General features: G+C 41.8%; 16 protein-coding genes. 9 read left to right on the forward strand and 7 right to left on the reverse strand.

All coding sequences use genetic code 11. From position 1 onward, the window contains the following. Window positions 1-273 precede the first annotated feature (273 nt). The 4 genes from QL982_RS12090 (at window position 274) to QL982_RS12105 (ending at window position 5,133) form a co-directional block, all read left to right on the forward strand. Window positions 274-870, forward strand: coding sequence for a hypothetical protein (locus QL982_RS12090; protein ID WP_290164006.1), 597 nt, complete (start codon window positions 274-276; stop codon window positions 868-870). Window positions 871-1,373: 503 nt separating this feature from the next. Further along, complete coding sequence (locus QL982_RS12095; protein WP_201591236.1) at window positions 1,374-2,222, forward strand: MoxR family ATPase; 849 nt, start codon at window positions 1,374-1,376, stop codon at window positions 2,220-2,222. 105 nt (window positions 2,223-2,327) lie between these two features. Further along, complete coding sequence (locus QL982_RS12100; protein WP_290164010.1) at window positions 2,328-3,551, forward strand: VWA domain-containing protein; 1,224 nt, start codon at window positions 2,328-2,330, stop codon at window positions 3,549-3,551. Between the two features lie 385 nt (window positions 3,552-3,936). Continuing rightward, the gene (locus tag QL982_RS12105) at window positions 3,937-5,133 is read left to right on the forward strand and encodes a globin domain-containing protein (protein WP_290164012.1); all 1,197 of its coding nucleotides are present in this window, start codon (window positions 3,937-3,939) and stop codon (window positions 5,131-5,133) included. 140 nt (window positions 5,134-5,273) lie between these two features. Here QL982_RS12105 and QL982_RS12110 read toward each other — a convergent pair whose 3' ends face one another. Both QL982_RS12110 and QL982_RS12115 read right to left on the reverse strand, forming a co-directional pair. Then, window positions 5,274-6,089 (reverse strand): phosphodiester glycosidase family protein, encoded by an 816-nt coding sequence (locus QL982_RS12110; protein ID WP_290164013.1) that lies wholly within the window; start codon window positions 6,087-6,089, stop codon window positions 5,274-5,276. 72 nt (window positions 6,090-6,161) lie between these two features. Further along, window positions 6,162-7,976: an FMN-binding glutamate synthase family protein gene (locus QL982_RS12115; protein WP_290164014.1), complete on the reverse strand. Its 1,815-nt coding sequence runs from the start codon at window positions 7,974-7,976 to the stop codon at window positions 6,162-6,164. 308 nt (window positions 7,977-8,284) lie between these two features. Between QL982_RS12115 and QL982_RS12120 the strand changes: the two genes are divergently transcribed. Further along, a complete protein-coding gene (locus QL982_RS12120) occupies window positions 8,285-9,751 on the forward strand; it encodes a c-type cytochrome (RefSeq protein WP_290164015.1) in 1,467 nt (488 codons plus the stop codon). 11 nt (window positions 9,752-9,762) lie between these two features. Here the strand turns inward: QL982_RS12120 and rtcA are convergent, their stop codons facing one another. From rtcA to QL982_RS12145, 5 genes are all read right to left on the reverse strand, one after another. After that, the gene (rtcA, locus tag QL982_RS12125) at window positions 9,763-10,887 is read right to left on the reverse strand and encodes an RNA 3'-terminal phosphate cyclase (protein ID WP_290164016.1); all 1,125 of its coding nucleotides are present in this window, start codon (window positions 10,885-10,887) and stop codon (window positions 9,763-9,765) included. 186 nt (window positions 10,888-11,073) lie between these two features. Further along, complete coding sequence (locus tag QL982_RS12130; protein ID WP_110922718.1) at window positions 11,074-11,298, reverse strand: hypothetical protein; 225 nt, start codon at window positions 11,296-11,298, stop codon at window positions 11,074-11,076. A gap of 472 nt (window positions 11,299-11,770) precedes the next feature. Continuing rightward, window positions 11,771-12,229, reverse strand: coding sequence for a DIP1984 family protein (locus QL982_RS12135; RefSeq protein ID WP_290164017.1), 459 nt, complete (start codon window positions 12,227-12,229; stop codon window positions 11,771-11,773). 59 nt (window positions 12,230-12,288) lie between these two features. Further along, window positions 12,289-13,008 carry a DUF4145 domain-containing protein gene (locus QL982_RS12140; protein ID WP_290164018.1) on the reverse strand — a complete coding sequence of 240 codons (720 nt, stop codon included), beginning with the start codon at window positions 13,006-13,008 and terminating at the stop codon, window positions 12,289-12,291. Between the two features lie 135 nt (window positions 13,009-13,143). Then, window positions 13,144-14,376, reverse strand: a complete 1,233-nt coding sequence (locus QL982_RS12145) for an RtcB family protein (RefSeq protein WP_290164019.1) — start codon at window positions 14,374-14,376, stop codon at window positions 13,144-13,146. 308 nt (window positions 14,377-14,684) lie between these two features. Between QL982_RS12145 and QL982_RS12150 the strand changes: the two genes are divergently transcribed. The 4 genes from QL982_RS12150 (at window position 14,685) to QL982_RS12165 (ending at window position 18,418) form a co-directional block, all read left to right on the forward strand. Further along, window positions 14,685-15,362, forward strand: coding sequence for a hypothetical protein (locus QL982_RS12150; RefSeq protein ID WP_290164020.1), 678 nt, complete (start codon window positions 14,685-14,687; stop codon window positions 15,360-15,362). Between the two features lie 77 nt (window positions 15,363-15,439). Further along, a complete protein-coding gene (rtcR, locus tag QL982_RS12155; RefSeq protein ID WP_290164021.1) occupies window positions 15,440-17,200 on the forward strand; it encodes an RNA repair transcriptional activator RtcR in 1,761 nt (586 codons plus the stop codon). Between the two features lie 34 nt (window positions 17,201-17,234). Continuing rightward, complete coding sequence (locus QL982_RS12160; protein ID WP_290190342.1) at window positions 17,235-17,984, forward strand: Hint domain-containing protein; 750 nt, start codon at window positions 17,235-17,237, stop codon at window positions 17,982-17,984. A 23-nt stretch (window positions 17,985-18,007) separates the two neighbouring features. Further along, complete coding sequence (locus QL982_RS12165) at window positions 18,008-18,418, forward strand: Hint domain-containing protein (RefSeq protein WP_290190343.1); 411 nt, start codon at window positions 18,008-18,010, stop codon at window positions 18,416-18,418. Window positions 18,419-18,436 lie beyond the last annotated feature (18 nt).

Consider the following 18,436-nt stretch of genomic DNA (forward strand, 5'->3'; position numbering starts at 1 on the left):
CGTCAAAAATTTCACTGCATATTGTCTAAAAAATAGTGACTGCCAGCACCACATTTGAATGTTCAACAGACCCTAATGTCAAAATGGCACTGATAAAAAGCCTACGACACATTTGCTCACATGCATTTGGGTAGAAAGTCGTGATAAACTAGCGGTCTATCAAGTGTGCATGTCGATGATGTATTCGTTGTTGTTTATAGTAAGGCGGTATCTATTGTCTGCCTGCAAAAACGAAAAGACGCACAATTTATAAACGCAAATAGTGAAACGCGTATGGACTGGTTAAAAAATATCGTACATCTCTTACCGTTAGAAGCCATCAGTGATATTCTCGGTGAGGTTGCTATTTGGTGGGGGCAGATGGTCAAAGACGTGCCACCTGCCGATTTGCCAATGTATGCTTACCTTGGCGGTGTCGTTATCGTATTGATATTATGGTTGTTGGTCGCTCGTATGCTGCCGCGGCCGCTGGGTGGCATGAGTTGGATGATACTACTGGCTGTTTTGGTCGCACCAAGTACGGCACTTGGCGATCCTAGCGTACTTGCACCAGCCAGCATCAGCGTGGTCTACGCGATTATGATGAAAGATTTTACTGGCGCGATTGTGAACATGCTGCCGATACTGGTGGTATTAGTCGCAGGATTGTTTGTCGGTTTTATTTGGCAGCTCATTCGCAGTGCGTTTGCATCCAGTCTAGACAAAGCCCGTAGCCGTACCGCTGAGGATACACAGGCGACGATGCAGTTAACCACCGGCAGCTATTTGCCAGAAAGTGTGCCCGTAACAGAATCGGCTGAATCTGACGTGAGCTTAAAAAAAGACAGCACGTTGGCGAAAAAAACTGACAGCGATACGTCTAATAAGTGATAAAAGCCTAGGGCGTGTCTTCAATTCACTCGATAGTCATCTAAATGGGCTAAAGATGGCTAAATCTTGCCAAATGGCGTCAAATAGCTGACTAATATCTCGATATTATCTGCGCTATTTTTCTTGTTTGATGGCAATTTATCTCATTTTTATCACCATTTTTGAAATGAAGACACGGCCTAGAAGTGGTAACACAGAGTCGTTATTTTAAAACATACAATTATCTTAAAACACATGGCTATCTTAAGAGCCGTTTGATACCTGAATAAAAAGACACCAATGAGTGTCTTTTTTTTTGAGATTTTTTATGCGAGATGGTTTACCAACCATATGAATAATTGAGAACTGTAAAATATTCATAACAATTGTTAATAATGGCGAACGCATGAGTATTTTGGCAATACGTCAGGCTGTGCTAATCTAATTTATTATTTATCACCCATCGCTGTTTTAGACCCACTCATTTATAACAACTCATCTATAACAACAATCGAGATTTGATTATGACCAAAAAAACCTTTACTGGCACACAAAGCTATATCGCCACCGATGATTTGCAACTGGCAGTGAATGCCGCCATGACTTTACAAAAGCCACTACTGATCAAAGGTGAGCCTGGTACGGGTAAGACGTTACTGGCAGAAGAAGTTGCCGAGAGTTTAGGTATGCCGCTCATCACGTGGCACGTAAAATCGACGACTAAGGCTGAGCAAGGTCTGTATGAGTATGATGCAGTGTCGCGCTTACGTGACTCACAGTTAGGTGATGATAAGGTCTATGACATTGCCAACTATATCAAACCAGGTAAGCTATGGGATGCCTTTACCAGTAAAGAGCGTACGGTATTATTGATTGATGAGATTGATAAAGCCGATATCGAGTTCCCAAATGACTTGCTACATGAACTTGATAAGATGTCTTTTTATGTTTATGAGACGGGCGAAACCATCACTGCAGCGCAGCGTCCAGTGGTTATTATTACCTCAAACAATGAAAAAGAGCTGCCAGATGCATTTTTGCGTCGTTGTTTCTTTCATTATATTGACTTTCCTGAAGAAGAAACCATGCGCCAAATTATCGGAGTGCATTTCCCTGACATTCAAGAAAAGCTGGTCAATGATGCATTGGATATCTTTTATAAGCTGCGTGGTATTCAGGGTCTCAAAAAGCCACCATCAACGTCTGAGCTGGTCGATTGGTTGACCTTGTTACTCGCTGACGACATGGCACAAGCAGAATTAGAAGAAAACCTGCGTGGTGAAAAGTCTATTCCGCCACTATATGGTGCATTATTGAAAAACGAAGCCGATGTGAGTCTATTGCAGCGCTTTGCCAATATGATGCGTCGCTAGCCTGTCAGCATTAGAAGGCGACTTAACTGCCTTGTTATCATGGTTTGAGCTTATAAACACTAGGCTCAGTCATAACCCAATCAGCCAATAAGTGATGCGTAGCTTATGTTCATAAAACTGTTTTACACCTTGCGTACTTACGGCGTACCAGTCAGTACACGTGAGCTGCTCGATCTAAATGCCGCGTTAGAGCAGGGGTTGATGATGCAGCCGCACCCAGAAGATCCAACATTGACCACCTTTGCCAGTCGCGAAGACATGTATCGTTTGATTCGATTGTGCATGGTCAAAGATGAGCGTCATTTTGATAAATTCGATCGGGCAATGGCGGATTATTTCGAAGGCGTCGACAGTTTAGATCTGGATGAATTATTGGCCAAGCTGACGGACGTGCCTAAAGAATGGCTGGATTTAAAACTAGACCCAAAAAATCTGACAGAAGAGCAACGTCGATTACTCAAAAAATATGGTTCGCTAGAGGAGCTAATGAAGGCGTTAGAAGAGCGTCTAAAAGAGCAAAAAGAACGTCATCAAGGTGGTAGTAAATGGGTGGGGACGGGCGGCACTTCACCATTTGGTGCCTACGGCGATCATCCAGAAGGCGTACGGGTCGGCGGTGAGTCACGAAAACGTAGTGCAGCCAAAGTCTGGGAGCAGCGCAAATATCGCAATCTCGATGATGATAACTTGCTAGGTACACGTCAAATTCAGATGGCGCTGCGTAATCTGCGCCAGTTTGCACGTACAGGTAGTGCCGATGAGCTTGATATTAAAGAGACCATCAGGCGAACCGCAAAAAAAGGCGTGCTTGATATTCATATGCAGGCGGAACGCCGAAACCGTGTCAAAGTATTGATGTTGTTTGATGTAGGCGGCAGTATGGATGTCCATGTCGAAGCGCTTGAAAAACTATTCTCTGCGGCAAAAAATGAGTTTAAAACCTTAGAGTTCTTTTATTTTCACAACTGTCTTTATGATTATGTGTGGAAAGATAATAACCGTCGCCATAGCGCACCAATGCCAACGTATGAGCTGCTGAATAAATATGGTCGAGAGTATCGGGTGATATTCGTTGGTGATGCATCGATGTCGCCATATGAGTTGATGACAGTGGGCGGTAGCGTTGAGTATATGAATAATGAGGCGGGTATCGTATGGCTGAAACGGGTACTTGATCATTTTGATAAAGTTGCTTGGCTCAATCCGGAAAATCCTACATATTGGCAATATACTCAAACCATCGTTGAGATCAAAAAACTCGTGGATAACAAGATGTATCCCATGACCTTGCATGGCGTGGAAGAGATGACCGGTTACTTAGCACGATAGTTTTGACGTTTATGCTATAGTCAGTCCTCTATCAACTGGATACGGTGTCAGTCTACTACTTGTAGTACTTTCACTCGCTTTCCTTGTATCCAAATTATATTGAATCGACTATCACTTATAAAATCTATTAAGTCTGATTGAATCCTTATGAAAGCAGCCGTTATGACAACATAACGGCTGCTTTTTTTGTTTAAGAAATAGACGATATGACAATTCGGCATTGGTATACTCAGTAAAATGTGATAACATTCATTTCAAATGAATCTTATAGGTGGATAGATAGCAAGCGCTGACCGCTTGTTGGCGCTATCTAGGATACTTATTTTAAAATATCGCGCTTTCATTCTTTAATACACCAAACCGATAACTTATTAAGAGAAACAACATGGCCTCACCAAAGACTTTAGAAATCGTCACAGCAACCGTTCCTGTACTTGAAGAACATGGCGTTGCAATTACCACCGTATTTTATAGAAACATGTTTAATGAGCATCCTGAGCTGTTAGATATTTTTAATGAGACCAATCAAAAACTGGGACGTCAACAGACCGCTCTGGCTACAACAGTATTAGCCGCTGCCAAGCATTTGGACAAATTGGCGACGCTATTGCCACAAGTGACCCAGATTAGCCATAAACATAGAGCCTTACAGATTTTGCCTGAGCATTATCCTATCGTCGGTAAGCATTTGATCGGTGCGATAAAAGAAGTGCTAGGAGAGGCAGCCACTGACGACATCATTACCGCTTGGACAGAAGCTTATGATGAGATCGCCTCGGTATTTATTCAGATTGAACATGGCATGTATAAAGAGGCAATGTGGCAAGGATTTGCGCCTTTTATAGTGACTGAAAAGGTAGCGGCTGCTACAGATATCGCAGCCTTTACAGTAGTGCCAGTGAACGATAATGAAGACAGTAATCAAGATATTGACCTGAGTAAACTGAAGTTAACCGCTGGTCAATATATTACGGTGAAAACAGATCCAGCAGACAGCGATCATATTGCGCTGCGTCATTATTCTTTATACTCTGCCAGTACCGATGCAGGCATTCAGTTTGCTGTTCGACGTGATAACCGTAATGAGCATCATGGGTTAGTCTCTAACTATATGCATGACCAATTAGAAGTCGGTGACACGGTTTTACTATCGGCACCAGCGGGTGACTTTGCGCTTAATCAAGATTTGGTACAGCAGAACGAGATTCCGTTGGTATTGATGAGTGCTGGGGTCGGAGTTACACCTGTGCTATCTATGTTAGAGGCGCAAGTACTGGCCAATCCGAAACGACCTATTATCTGGGTTTATGCGTGCCAAAATGCCACACATCATGCTTTTTCTGCTCAGGTAGAGGCCTTACTCGCAAAAGCTGAAAACGTAGAAAAGCATATTTTTTACTTTGAGTCAGGACAGTTATTAGATGCCACATGGCTTGAAACATTGCCTAAGCCTGCTGATATCTATGTGTGCGGATCAATGCCATTTATGGAAAGTATGATTGATGGGTTAGTGGGATTAGATCATGGTGTCGATAGTGTCCATTATGAACCGTTTGGCCCTAAGATGAGCTTGGGTGGTTAGTTTTTAGCGATTGTTAGCCATTAATTATTACCAATAACAAAAAAAGCACTTGGATGACAACGTCATTTCAAGTGCTTTTTATTGAACGTAATATGAGAAGCAATAGGAGTTAGATATTAACATTGAAATGTAGATGCGTATTACTCTTTATTTTCAACCACACCAATCATGACGCCCATCTCTTTTTTATCATGCTTATCGATGCTAGGCGCATATAGTGCCGATGCAATTCCGCCATCTAAAAACAGTGCATTCGGGCAGCTCAAGTTGTCTTTAAATAGGGATGCAAATTGATAAAACGTGACGGGTTCATCGCTATTCACGAATTGTATGCTGCCATCACTACAAACGCCTGCACCATTACGAATTTTTAGTGAGGTACTATCAGGTTTGAATTGTGGATGTATCTCGTTATTGATGACGAGCATCGGGCCTGATTGGGTCGCATACCAAGGCTGTGCTTTGCCCTCTGCAAGCAACTCATTTAAGGCATTACTTTCTGTAATCTGTACCTTCCCAGACTTATCCCACCACATGACCCCATTGGGTAGCAGGTGAAAATTACCGCCGCCTTCATTGAGGTTTAATGCACGAACTTCTTTACCTTCAATGATGGTGTAGCCAATCGGTGCATAGTCTTTATTGTACATACCCGCATTCATGGCAAAGCTAAGCGCTTGATTGCTTGGTAATGTCGACATCAAATTATCAAAAGTTAGCAAGGGTTGCGCACTCTCAGACTGTTGCCAAAACAACTTTAATGAGTAACGGCCATCAATCAATGCTTCCGCTTTAATACGACAGGCACTATAAGAAAAAGGGGCATCCTGAGACTGGCACGACCAGTTTTCTGTGTCGCTATGAGTGGCAGTAGTCTCTATTGGCTGGCAAGCGCTGATACTAAATGAGAGCAGGGCGACTGTGCATAAAGGTAAAGTATGAGAAAAACTTGGCATTAATTATAGGTCTTTTATCATAAGGAAAGAGATATCAGTGGTCATGGCTCACCGATGATGAATCGCTAATGCTTACTCACTGTTAGGTGGAAAGTCGCGAAAGGTATTATTGACATTGCCCATCATGATACCAGTAGTATTATTGTTTGCTTGATCGTTTGTTGCTTGATCGCCCGCTTTTAAAGTTGGCGCTTGCGTTTGTTTACCTGTATCACGCGAGTCCTTATTGTATGCAATCAATGCATCATTATCGGCAAGGAAACTATCCGCTGTCGACATTACCCACATCTGATTAAATACGTCTGCACGGGCACTTTGATCAAGTAATGCACCTCTATCTGTAAAGTAAAAGAACTTAGATAGCAGTTTTATTTGTCCATCTTCTAAACGACGCGCAATGTGATAAGGCTGTAGTTGGCTTGGATGCTGTAAACCGACTGCACCAACGATACTGGCAAGTGATTTTAGCGTATTCTTATGGAAGCTTGCGACGCGCTCGGCTTTACTTGGGACATCAAGCGCTTTTTGGCGATAAGGATCTTGGGTCGCCACACCGGTCGGACAAGTGTTGGTATGACAAGAGCGGGATTGAATACAACCGACGGCAAACATAAAGCCACGTGCCGAGTTACACCAGTCTGCACCCAAGGCAATCATACGAGCGATATCAAAACCAGAGACGATTTTGCCACTCACACCCAGTCTCACTTTGTCACGGATGCCTGCACCGACTAAAGTGTTATGAACCAATAAAAACCCATCAACCATCGGCATACCAACATTATCCATAAACTCGACAGGTGCGGCACCAGTACCACCCTCAGCACCATCAATGACGATAAAATCAGGATAGTTATCCATCTCAATCATGGCTTTGACAATCGCCATAAACTGCCATGGCTGACCAATACATAGCTTAAACCCAACAGGTTTGCCACCAGATAATTCACGTAACTGCTGCCAAAAAGCCACGAGCTCACGCGGGGTACTAAAAGCAGTATGTGAAGAGGGTGAAATGCAATCTTGACCAAGTGGTACTTGACGCGTGTCAGCAATCTCTTGGGTAATTTTCTCCGCTGGTAGCACGCCGCCTTTACCCGGTTTGGCGCCTTGAGACAGTTTGATTTCGATCATTTTTACTTGTGGATCGACGGCTTTTTCAGCAAAAGACTGTGCATCAAAATTACCATTGGCATCGCGGCAACCGAAATAACCCGTACCCAATTCCCAAATTAAATCGCCACCGAACTTACGATGATGAGGGCTGATCGCACCTTCGCCAGTATCATGGGTAAAGCCGCCTATTTTAGCACCTTGATTGAGTGCCATAATAGCGTTGGCAGACAAGCTACCAAAGCTCATTGCTGAGATATTAAATACCGACATCTCATGCGGCTGCTGACAACGTTCACCACCGACCATAATTTTAAAGTCTTTATTCTCTAAAGGTTGGCTGACCGCTGATTGCAAAAACCACTCTTTGCCATGCGCATATAGGTCATCTAGCGTACCAAACGCATTGGTATCACTGACGTTCTTAGCACGCTGATAGACCAAGGCACGCTGCTGGCGCGAAAACGGTACTTGTTCTTTATCATCCTCGAGCAAATACTGCCGAATCTCGGGGCGAAAGTCCTCCAACACATAGCGAACATGTCCCGCGATAGGATAGTTATTCAAGATGGCATGTTTGGATTGAATGACATCGTAAATGCCCAAAGCTACCCCAAATCCACCAATAAGAATCAGCCACCAGTTCAATAATAACAACCCTGCTAAAAACAGAAAAACGGCTGCGGCAAAGGTGCTATAGCGCAACAATACACCGATTAAATAGGGCGAATTACTTTTTGGTTCAGGATTTAGATTGGTACGAGATTGGGGCATAGCGAGGCTCGGTAATAAAACATGGAAATTAAAAAACGCGGTAATTATATATAACAGATAAAAAGAATATGTCTCAAGCATCAATACATATGATGTCGAGAGCAAATAATATTTATCTTAACTTATAATTAACGCGCATATTGTACGGTTATGATATCACGGCTTAGTGATAATTGAGTACACAGTGTTTTTTGTTAAAGTTGACTTGATTAAAAATAAACATGAAATTGCCTACATTTGCTCATTAAAAATTTGTCAGAGCTTTATTGCAAAGGTAAGCTGTACGCTAAATTATTGGAAACCATCATATGATAAACCGCACGATTACAGGTCTTTTACTAGCTTGTGTATGCTCCAGTCCTTTAGCTGCTTTAGATGTACAAGAAAATAGCACGTTAGAAACCGATAGTTTTCTTTTAGGGAAAAGCTTTGTAGATAAAACTGGTGAGGTTAGATATATCACTGCAGATGACTATGTGGAGAGAGTTGAAGGCAAGCCCGCTTTGATTATTTGGTGCAGTATTGAGGCGCCTAATGGACTGTGTGGCATAGTCGATTTAGCCGATCAAAAACTGGTATTAGATGCTGTCTATGAGGACATAGTAGCTATTGAGTATAAAGACTCAGTAAGTTACTTGGTCAAGGACACAGGTAGTAAGGTGGGCATCGTCGGCAGTGACTTTCAGATTAAGGTTCCTGTTAAATATCGATATGCTCTTCATAACGTTATTTATCCGCATAGTGTTATGGGGAGGGATTATGTTTTTGGTTGCTCTACCGCCGAATGTGAACGCTACATATATGACAGCTCTAGAGATAAAGAGGAAGATACCACCTATTATTCAATGGAAAGAGAAGAGCCTTATTTATTGGTTACAGAGGCTGGTAAGTTTGGTCTATTGCGATTTGATAATACTGTGAAGCAGCCTACGATTTTTAATCGTATTAATACCGACTATCCCTCTCTTAACAAAAGAATATTGTTTGAGGTGACAAATAATAGTGGCGATAAAAAATATGGTTATTTTGATGAAATACTGGATACTGCTATTCCTGCTGAATACGATGATGCTTATCGTTTTAGTTTTGGCGTGGCTAATGTGCGTAAAGGTAATAAGTTTGGTTTTATCAATGCTGATAACGATACGGTGTTACCTTTTAATTATGATCAGGCCGATGGCATGCTATGGCATACAGGCTTTGACGAGCCTACCGCTAAGGTCACCTATCAGGGCATAAATAGACTTGTGGGACTATCAGGACAGTATTACGATTATGATGAGTTGCAGCCGTTAACTTACTATCATGGCCGAGCACTGATTAATAATGGAAAAGGTAAATACAGCTTCGTCAAAGGTACTGGAAAGCTGCTCGTCCCGTTTAAATATGAGAAAGCAGAAGATTTTACCGTGTATTATGACAGTGAAGTAAAAGAAGTGATTTCAGCCAAAGTGGTGGAGAATGGTAAAATATTCTTTATAGATACAGCAGGCGAGGTGATTGACGATACTTTGTATGAAAGAAGAAATATACCTACGCTGGATGGTTACACTACTTATGATAGAGCTTGTAGCGTATGCCACCAATCGGGACTATTAGGCTCGCCAAAGTTTGGTAATGCCAAAGCATGGAAGGATAGAGTTAAAAAGGGAAAAGCCGTTTTGTATGAGCATGCCATTAATGGCTACAATGCTATGCCTGCGAAAGGTGGTGCTACCATTAACGATGAAAGTGTAAAAAATGCTGTCGATTATATGATGTCAAAAGTACAATAAATAGATCGTATTTAAACAATCACTTGCACCAAAGTATTCTGCTCATTGATAGCCTCAAATTTTATCTCAACGGGCAAAAATTGCTCAATCAGCCATGCTTGGGTTTCGGTATGCTGACTGATGACTCGTGCCGTAAATTCACCACCACCGGATAACGCCAGTGGTAATAGCAACTGGTCTGTTAAATACTCATCAACCAGCGCATCGGTTTTAAACAGATAGCGTTTGACTAAGCCTGCTAAGCGATTGCCCATTTTCTCAGCTGACATGCGTTTTTCACCCAATAGCGTAAATATTTCGTGATGCAGATGATCGCCACATTCATGAGTAACCTGCGCATAGCAAGTATTGCCTTCACCGATACCGTCTAGCTTATTAGCTCTAGTAGTAATAAGTGAGGCATCCACTCCGCTTTCAAGCAGTACGGATTTAGCGCTGGCAAGTTCACGTTTGCCAATGTCATATTCTAAATTTAGGACACTGGCTACTAATGCGATATTTGTCAGCGCTCCACGTTTGGTGAGCGCCAATGGCTTGGCATCCGCACGGCGCATGAATGGTGTAATGGTTGCCTTAATCACGCCACCACCGATGGGCGCAAAGCCTGCTTGCACGCATTCAATATCAACGTGCATGCCTAATTTCGCTAATGCAGGGACAAATGCCTGCTGCAAAAAGTCCGTGGTTGGCGCTAGAGGGTTGTGCGTACCGCCTTTTATACTCACTGTTGAGTTGATGTTTTGATCTGTATTAGCAAAAAGCAGAGCAGGAAGTAGCGTTTGTAGCACCAAACTGGTACTGCCAGCCGAGCCAATATCAAAATGGTAATCACCTGATCGAATCGCACTCGGCGCAAAGCGAAACGATGTGCTGCCCAACGCTGCGCCTGATACGCTAGCGTTCGATATCTGTTGTGACGCTTGCACGCACATCAAGTGCTGCCGCATTAATCCTGATTTGGCTCGCCCAGCGCGGATATTAAACATTTCAATGGGTATGCCTGTCAGCATCGATAATGAGAGAGCGGTACGAATGATTTGTCCGCCACCTTCGCCAGTGCTGCCATCTATTTTTAGGGTCGCACGCTTGGTGCTCGAAGTATGGGCACTGGCATTACTGGCGCTTTGGTTGGACATAAAGCTCATTGGTGCACTCTCAAAGTTTAATTTTTTGTAAAGCGGGATGTGATTGTTTTATCGTGCGTGCTTAAGTTGCTATCAATTACTATCAAATAAAAGAGCCTAAAAAATACGGTATGACGCATATTTTTTAGGCCCTGTTCATCTATCAATTTATCAAGGTTTAGCTTTAGATATCAACGTTTAGCCGTTGAATTTCTTCGCTATTAGATCTTTGATAAATGCCACAACAGCAGCGCTGTGCTCAGAGTTTTTGATCTCATCTAATAGCTCAGCTTTTGACATGCTTTGGTATCTTTGTATGTCTTCGCTGCTGATGTTTTTTGCGCTGTCGATCAAGCCTGATAGGCCATTTTCATCGTTATCACCGCCTGTTACAGCGCCTAACATATCGTTCATGTTCATCATGGGTATTTCCTCGTATAAAAGTCATTATCAAATTTTCAATGTGAAAGTGATTATAAAGTAGCGCCGTGGTCACATACCACGCACACTTTAGTTTACCGCATCTATATTCGTTTAGGGGTATTAAAGTCGCCCTTTTTAGATGATAATTATTCATAGAAAAGATGGGTTTTAGCCAAAATTTTCACATGGCTTATGATCAATGGTTTTAAAAATAAGATTGAAACCGACTGTCAGTGTCTGGTGATAAGGTCTAAATAGTGCGGTGTAGCAAGTGACGAGTAGGGGCATAAATAGTAAAAAAGACGTTTGCCCGCAACGTCAAGTAGCCACTGCAGTATTTGTTCAACCCCCTGTTGTGGAGTGCGGGGTCTTAACACTCGCTCAGTCGGTTCCAAAAGGGTGTTCTATAGTCATTCGACTATAAAAGTAGTGATTTAAAAGTAGTGATTTAAAAGTAGTGATTTAAAAGAAACTACTCTGCTAAATCGATTTGCCAATTATTGGACTGAATCACAATATTGATTTGCCGCAGTTTCATGGCAATATCATCCGCTTGCTTTTGTAAACTAGCAACCGACACCATGACATTATATTTAATCTCACGATGGCTATAACGGTCTGTTTCGGTATGCGTGGCTGATATGGCATCGATCAATAGTTTATGGCGCATCTCTAAGGTATCGCGCTCTACCAACAGCGTTAGCATCGATTGACCGTTATCCGTCTTGGCAATTGCATTGGTATGGTGAATACGTTCAATCAGGTTGGACAATTCATTGATGATTTGGCTGGCATCAACCATCAATGTGTTTGGGTCCTCAGATGGCGTATCGCCTTCTTGGACTTTAATGTTGGCGTTGATACGGCCCTTAAGCTGAGCCAGTTTCTTTTGCATATCGCTACGGATAAGTAGAGCTTCTGCGAGTTTCATTTTGGTTTTCCTTAAGAGGTTAAAATGTTTAACCTCTGTTATCTCTTTCAGGCTTTCTATTAGTTTGGAGTAACGGGATTACTTTTCATTTTTCGCTGGACGTCTTTATCCTGTCCTAATTGCTTAATTTGAGCTAAACGCTGTTTACGTTCATAACGGCTGACATACCATTCTTCTATGAGCATTTCTATCAAACCAATTAGCAGACTTGCTTCGTTTTCATCAACTTCAACAATTTGGTTGATATCCTTCTCCATATGAGCACCGATATTACCTACTTTTCTAACTACATCAATAGCTTCCCAAGTATCTGGTTCTACTTTATCTTTGATAGATTCGATTTCTTGAAAAAGGTTTTGAGGCTTTACTTCCCAAAAGTTTCTAATCATTCCTTGTAAACAGCGTCTTGCTAAAGTTGCCGATGCTTTGGGGCTTAAATTTAAGATTGAGCATGCTTCTTTATAATCTGCCTTTATAGCTGTAGGGATATAATCAGGTAAAGGTTTTGCAGTAGACTGTGGATGAAGCTTCCAACTGTAAATTAAACTTCCATCTACATAGGATGAACCAAAGTTTGAATTTTTAATCACACTTTCAAATAGATGTGCTTCCAATACAAACTCTCTGCAATCTGGATTTGGACAGGTAATAGACTCTATTTTCAAATTCAATCTGCCAAGTTTATTCTCATTATCAAAAAATAAATCGCCTGAAGACATATTCTGATTATTTACAGTTGAATGATTATTACAAAAAGGGCATTGCCAAGATTTACTCATTTTATTTACCTTGTGTTATTTAATTTGAAGATACATGTTTGGTTTTTTACTTTACTATACATTGTTTTGTATCAGCCCAGCATAGCTTGGCTTTTGCGAAGCTAAAAACATCTATCAAATTTTTTTCAACGCTTCTCACCCTTTAACACAAACCACCTGACGCAGTGTATGTACCACTTCTACCAAATCACTTTGCGCTTGCATCACGTCATCAATATTTTTATAAGCTGCTGGAATCTCATCAATCACATCCGCGTCCTTTCGGCATTCTACGCCCTCAGTCTGCGCGATTTGATCGGCTACCGTAAATACCTTTTTGGCTTCGGTACGTGACATGATACGACCTGCACCATGCGAGCAAGAGCAAAATGATTCTTCGTTTCCTTTACCGCGTACGATGAACGATTTGGCACCCATTGACCCCGGAATGATGCCGTACTCACCAACGCGGGCACGGACAGCACCTTTGCGGGTCACAAATACTTCCTCGCCATAATGTTGCTCTTTTTCCACATAGTTATGATGACAGTTCACCGCTTTTACCGCAGCATCAAACGGCTTAGGTATGATGTGGCGTAGCGCTTTGATGGCTTTTTCCATCATGATTTCACGGTTTTTAAAAGCAAAACGCTGCGCCCAACCCACCGCAAACCAATAATCATCGAAGTGCTCTGTACCCTCGGCAAAGTAGGCCAAATCTTTATCAGGCAAGTTGATGAACCACTTGCGCATGTCCTCACGTGCCAGCTCAATAAAGTAGCGACCAATGGCATTACCCACACCGCGTGAGCCTGAGTGCAGCATGATCCAAACTTGATTGGTTTCATCAAGGCACACCTCGACGAAATGGTTACCCGTACCCAGCGTACCCAAATGGTTAAGGTTGTTGGTGTTTTTTAGGCGAGGGTGCTTTTGGGTTATATAGTTAAAGTCATCAACCAGCGTTCCCCAACCGTTCATTACGGTGTCATCAGGGTTTGCCCATGCGCCAACATCACGGCGTGACCCGCGACCACGCGTTTTACTACGACCATGTGGAATGGCTTTTTCTAGTTCGGTACGCAGACCAAGCAAACTGTCTGGCAAATCGTTTGCAGTTAGCGTGGTTTGTACTGCCATCATTCCGCAGCCAATATCGACGCCAACGGCAGCCGGAATAATCGCTTCTTTGGTTGGCAGTACCGTACCGATAGTCGCGCCAATACCGACATGTACGTCGGGCATCACCGCAAGCCATTTATAAACAAACGGCATTTTTGAGGCTTTGATCAATTGGTCGTGCGCTTTTGGATCAACAGGCACGCCCTTGGTCCAAAGTCTGATAGGCGTTCCACCGTCTTGAATGATGTTATGAGTGGTTGGTTGCATGTCGTTGTCCTTAGCAGTGCAAAGTTTGTTTATTATGAAAGATGATGCTTACTTTATATAATGCTAAGGGTGTGCCAAGTTTTTATCATATTTGGAATTTATTTATAAGTAGTTGATATTAATGGTTTAAATAATATTTTTTAAAGTGGTTTTAGTATTTAAGATATAATGGTTTATGAGAAGTAATAGAATATATTCTATAATTATAGAGATAATAATATTTAATGAGATAATAGGTATAAGATGTTTTTGAATGTTTCCTAAATTAATTAGAGTTCTCACCGCAAGAAAATGAGAAGAGTGAATAAATGACAGATACAGCCAGAGTACTAAAATCGCCATTAGCACCTATCCAACATTTAATGAGTAGGCTATCAACAAGCACAAGAATGATCGTAGCATGTATGTTGGGTTTAGTCGCAGGAATGACTATGCATAGCGGGTTCTTTAATATTTCACACGTATTTTTATTTTTCATGACATTTACAGTTGCGCTGACTGTAAGGCTATCAGAGCGATTTATAAAAATAGGTACGTTTATCAGCTTTTTATTTGGGGCTTTATTAGTAGGTTTATATCCTTATTCAGGCTTGGGACCTAAGATATATATCTTAATAGTCATGGCAATCATCGCTTGGGCATTCATTATAGGTTGTGCTAAGTATGCACTATCCAGACCAGAGACATATTTCAACTATTTTAATAATACAGTTCTGTGGGTATTGATATTTACAGTATCGTGGCTGGTGAAAGCAATGATAATCATCAATATCGCGATAACGGTGACCGTCATTGTAAAAATATTTCAACTACTACTGACGAATGATTGGACAGTTAAGCATGCTAAAGCTTATGCCTTTAGCGTACTACTACCAAGTATGTTGACTGTTAGCTTTTTCGCATATTCTCATAAAGCTCAAAATACTGATTTAGGCAGTAGTTATAATAAGACTGCTAGGCAAATGATTATAAACACAGTTGAATAGAAATGTAGAACCGAAAGACTGTCAAAAAACTTGATTTACTTATCAGCGTTTTCTTTGCGAATCAAAAAGTGAAAAACATGCCAAATAAAACCCAGTACAACCAAAACACAGCCAACAAAACCGCCGTCATCGGCTTCCTCGGCACTACTTTAGACAATGGCTTTAATGATAAGCGTTGGCAACGATGGCGGCCAACCGTGAGTCTAGGTCTGCATGACGAGCTACTGGTCGATGAGCTGCATATCTTATATAGCAAGCGCGATAAACGGCTGTTTAAAATAATTGTCGATGACGTGGCACAAGTTAGTCCGAACACTACCGTTATTGGTCATCATCTGACATTGACTAGTCCGTGGGATTTTGCCGACGTTTATGCTGAGCTGTATGACTTTGCCGCAGGGTTTGATTTTCAGGACAGCACCGATTACTTACTTCATCTGACCACAGGTACGCACGTGGCACAGATTTGCTGGTTCTTATTGGTAGAGGCGGGATTTATTCCCGCTGATTTGATTCAGACTTCGCCTTGCACAAGACCCGACCAAGCTGATCCACAAGGGCGCTATCAAGTGATTGACTTGGACGTCTCGCGCTATGATGGTTTACGTGAACGCTTTGAAGCAGAAAAACAGCAACATTGGCAAACCTTGCAAGCCAATCTAGTCACCCAAAATGCCGCTTATCAAAAGCTCATCTCCGATATCGAAAAGGTCGCCACTCGCTCAACCGCACCCATACTACTGATGGGCGCAACAGGGGCGGGCAAGTCGCAACTGGCAGGCCAAATCTACGCGCTCAAAAAAGCCAAAGCCAGCAGCACGCAAGGCAAAAACACGCTTGAACAATTCGTCGAGGTCAACTGCGCCACGCTGCGTGGTGACACTGCCATGAGTGTGTTATTTGGTCATGTCAAAGGTGCCTTCACGGGAGCTGCGACGAGTCGAGATGGGCTGCTAAAATCAGCTGATGGTGGATTGTTGTTTTTAGATGAAATCGGTGAGTTGGGGCTTGATGAGCAAGCGATGCTATTAACCGCACTGGAGGAGCAGCGCTTTTATCCGCTCGGTAGTGATACGCCGATTAGCGTGTCGTTTCAGCTAATGGCAGGCACCAATAAAGACTTGCGGCAAGCGGTCGCTAAAGGCGAGTTTCGGGCAGATTTATTTGCGCGTCTTAATACATGGACGTTCTTTTTGCCATCACTCAAAGATAGGCTAGAGGATTTACCTGCCAATATCGATTATGAGCTAGCGCGCTTGGGTAGCGAACAACAGCAGCAGTATCGATTTACGTCAGAAGCAAGGCAGTTGTACGAAGCTTTTGCGATGAGTGCGGATGCGACATGGCAAGGCAACTTCCGTGATTTGACGGCCAGTATGATTCGTCTGACCACGCTGGCTGAGAGTAAAGTGATTCGCAATGATGACGTACAAGCGGAGATTGAACGCTTAACGCATCTTTGGGAATTACCTGATCGTTTAAATGGTTCGAATAGGTTAGGTAGTGATAGTAAAGGCAATAACGCGAATAAAAATAGCCTAAGTAATAACAGTTCTAATACTGCTTTAGATAGCGAAACCATCGAACAGGGTAGCCATCACATTTTACGCCAATATCTTGATGAAGACATGCTAATAACTATTGATCCGTTTGATGCGGTGCAACTGGCATATGTGATTGAGGTATGTATGAATCATAAAAACCAAGCGGCGGCTGGGCGCTATCTATATGCGAACTCCCGCGATAAATTAAAAAGCCCGAACGATAGCGATAGATTGCGTAAGTATCTGATGAAATTTGGGCTTAGGTTCGATGAGTTAAGTTCACATTATGCATGATGATTAAATAATAGTTTTTAAAAAAGGAAACTCGATGAATAACAAAGGATTTGTCGCGGGAACGCTCGTTCATACGGATAAAGGGTTAGTGCCGATTCAGGATATTAAAGTTGGTGATATGGTGTTGTCACGTCCTGAGTGGGGCGGCAACAATGCGCCAACTGAATATAAACGCGTGAGTAGAGCATTTTGTTCAGGTAAAAGTGCAATATATAGAGTTGTTTACATAGATAATGACGAAGAATATATAGATGGAGAGAAAATTAAAGCTAAGGCAATGTTTGTTTCTAAGAATCATCATGTTTGGATCGAGAAAAGAGAAGAGTGGATAACAGTTAGGGACTTAAAAGATTACGAAACAGTATTATCTTCATTTGACTCAAGTAAAGATTATACTGTTGTATCTGTTTATCCAATATTTGAAATAGAAGTATCTAGTACATACTTGGCTAATATAGCTATCTCATTACCTTTAAATAAATTTGGACACTGCACACAAAGTGATATTAGACCTGATATTGATGCAATAATATTTTCTACTTCAAATGAGTTGCAATGTCATAAAATAGAAGAGTGGGGCGACCTTTATGATATAAATTATGGAAAAAACTCAATTCCTGAAGAAATTATCAAAGAGTTCGATACTTTAGATGTCAATACAAGTAATAATTTTTTTAATACTAAAGTATATAATATTGAACTAAAAGATTTTCATACCTACTTCATTGGTCACGCAGGACTATGGGTACATAACACCAACGTGGTCAACCAGTCCCATAAATAATAAAAACAGTAAAAGGAAAGTTAATGAATAACAAAGGATTTGTGGCAGGGACGCTCGTACATACCGATAAAGGTCTAGTGCCCATTCAGGAGTTAAAAATCGGTGATAAAGTACTCTCTAAAGACGAAAGTGGTAAAGGAGAGCTTGTCTACAAACCCGTACTAAGAACGATTAAGTCTGCGACCAAGCAAAAAATAATGACATCAGTCAATGGTATTTACTGTACTGAGAACCACCCCTTTTTTACTCATGTTTATGGAGAAGATAAACCGAGATGGCTAGCTGCTGAATTCATTACCTCTAATGATACGGTTCATCATATTTTTCCAGAAAAAGGTCTTGGAGGTGGGATATATGACATAGATGGTAGATATCTGACCCCTGCCGTCAAATCCGTATACATAAACTTGGGAGATTTTAGTTACGCAGCCTGACGATAATAATCAAACCAC

Source organism: Psychrobacter sp. 5A.1 (assembly GCF_030407455.1).
GTDB lineage: Bacteria > Pseudomonadota > Gammaproteobacteria > Pseudomonadales > Moraxellaceae > Psychrobacter.

Bases quoted from the DNA above. Each gene is read 5' to 3' on its own strand.
- QL982_RS12090 (WP_290164006.1), top strand. From the start codon at position 274: ATGGACTGGTTAAAAAATATCGTACATCTCTTACCGTTAGAAGCCATC.
- QL982_RS12095 (WP_201591236.1), top strand. From the start codon at position 1,374: ATGACCAAAAAAACCTTTACTGGCACACAAAGCTATATCGCCACCGAT.
- QL982_RS12100 (WP_290164010.1), top strand. From the start codon at position 2,328: ATGTTCATAAAACTGTTTTACACCTTGCGTACTTACGGCGTACCAGTC.
- QL982_RS12105 (WP_290164012.1), top strand. From the start codon at position 3,937: ATGGCCTCACCAAAGACTTTAGAAATCGTCACAGCAACCGTTCCTGTA.
- QL982_RS12110 (WP_290164013.1), bottom strand. From the start codon at position 6,089: ATGCCAAGTTTTTCTCATACTTTACCTTTATGCACAGTCGCCCTGCTC.
- QL982_RS12115 (WP_290164014.1), bottom strand. From the start codon at position 7,976: ATGCCCCAATCTCGTACCAATCTAAATCCTGAACCAAAAAGTAATTCG.
- QL982_RS12120 (WP_290164015.1), top strand. From the start codon at position 8,285: ATGATAAACCGCACGATTACAGGTCTTTTACTAGCTTGTGTATGCTCC.
- rtcA (WP_290164016.1), bottom strand. From the start codon at position 10,887: ATGTCCAACCAAAGCGCCAGTAATGCCAGTGCCCATACTTCGAGCACC.
- QL982_RS12130 (WP_110922718.1), bottom strand. From the start codon at position 11,298: ATGATGAACATGAACGATATGTTAGGCGCTGTAACAGGCGGTGATAAC.
- QL982_RS12135 (WP_290164017.1), bottom strand. From the start codon at position 12,229: ATGAAACTCGCAGAAGCTCTACTTATCCGTAGCGATATGCAAAAGAAA.
- QL982_RS12140 (WP_290164018.1), bottom strand. From the start codon at position 13,008: ATGAGTAAATCTTGGCAATGCCCTTTTTGTAATAATCATTCAACTGTA.
- QL982_RS12145 (WP_290164019.1), bottom strand. From the start codon at position 14,376: ATGCAACCAACCACTCATAACATCATTCAAGACGGTGGAACGCCTATC.
- QL982_RS12150 (WP_290164020.1), top strand. From the start codon at position 14,685: ATGACAGATACAGCCAGAGTACTAAAATCGCCATTAGCACCTATCCAA.
- rtcR (WP_290164021.1), top strand. From the start codon at position 15,440: ATGCCAAATAAAACCCAGTACAACCAAAACACAGCCAACAAAACCGCC.
- QL982_RS12160 (WP_290190342.1), top strand. From the start codon at position 17,235: ATGAATAACAAAGGATTTGTCGCGGGAACGCTCGTTCATACGGATAAA.
- QL982_RS12165 (WP_290190343.1), top strand. From the start codon at position 18,008: ATGAATAACAAAGGATTTGTGGCAGGGACGCTCGTACATACCGATAAA.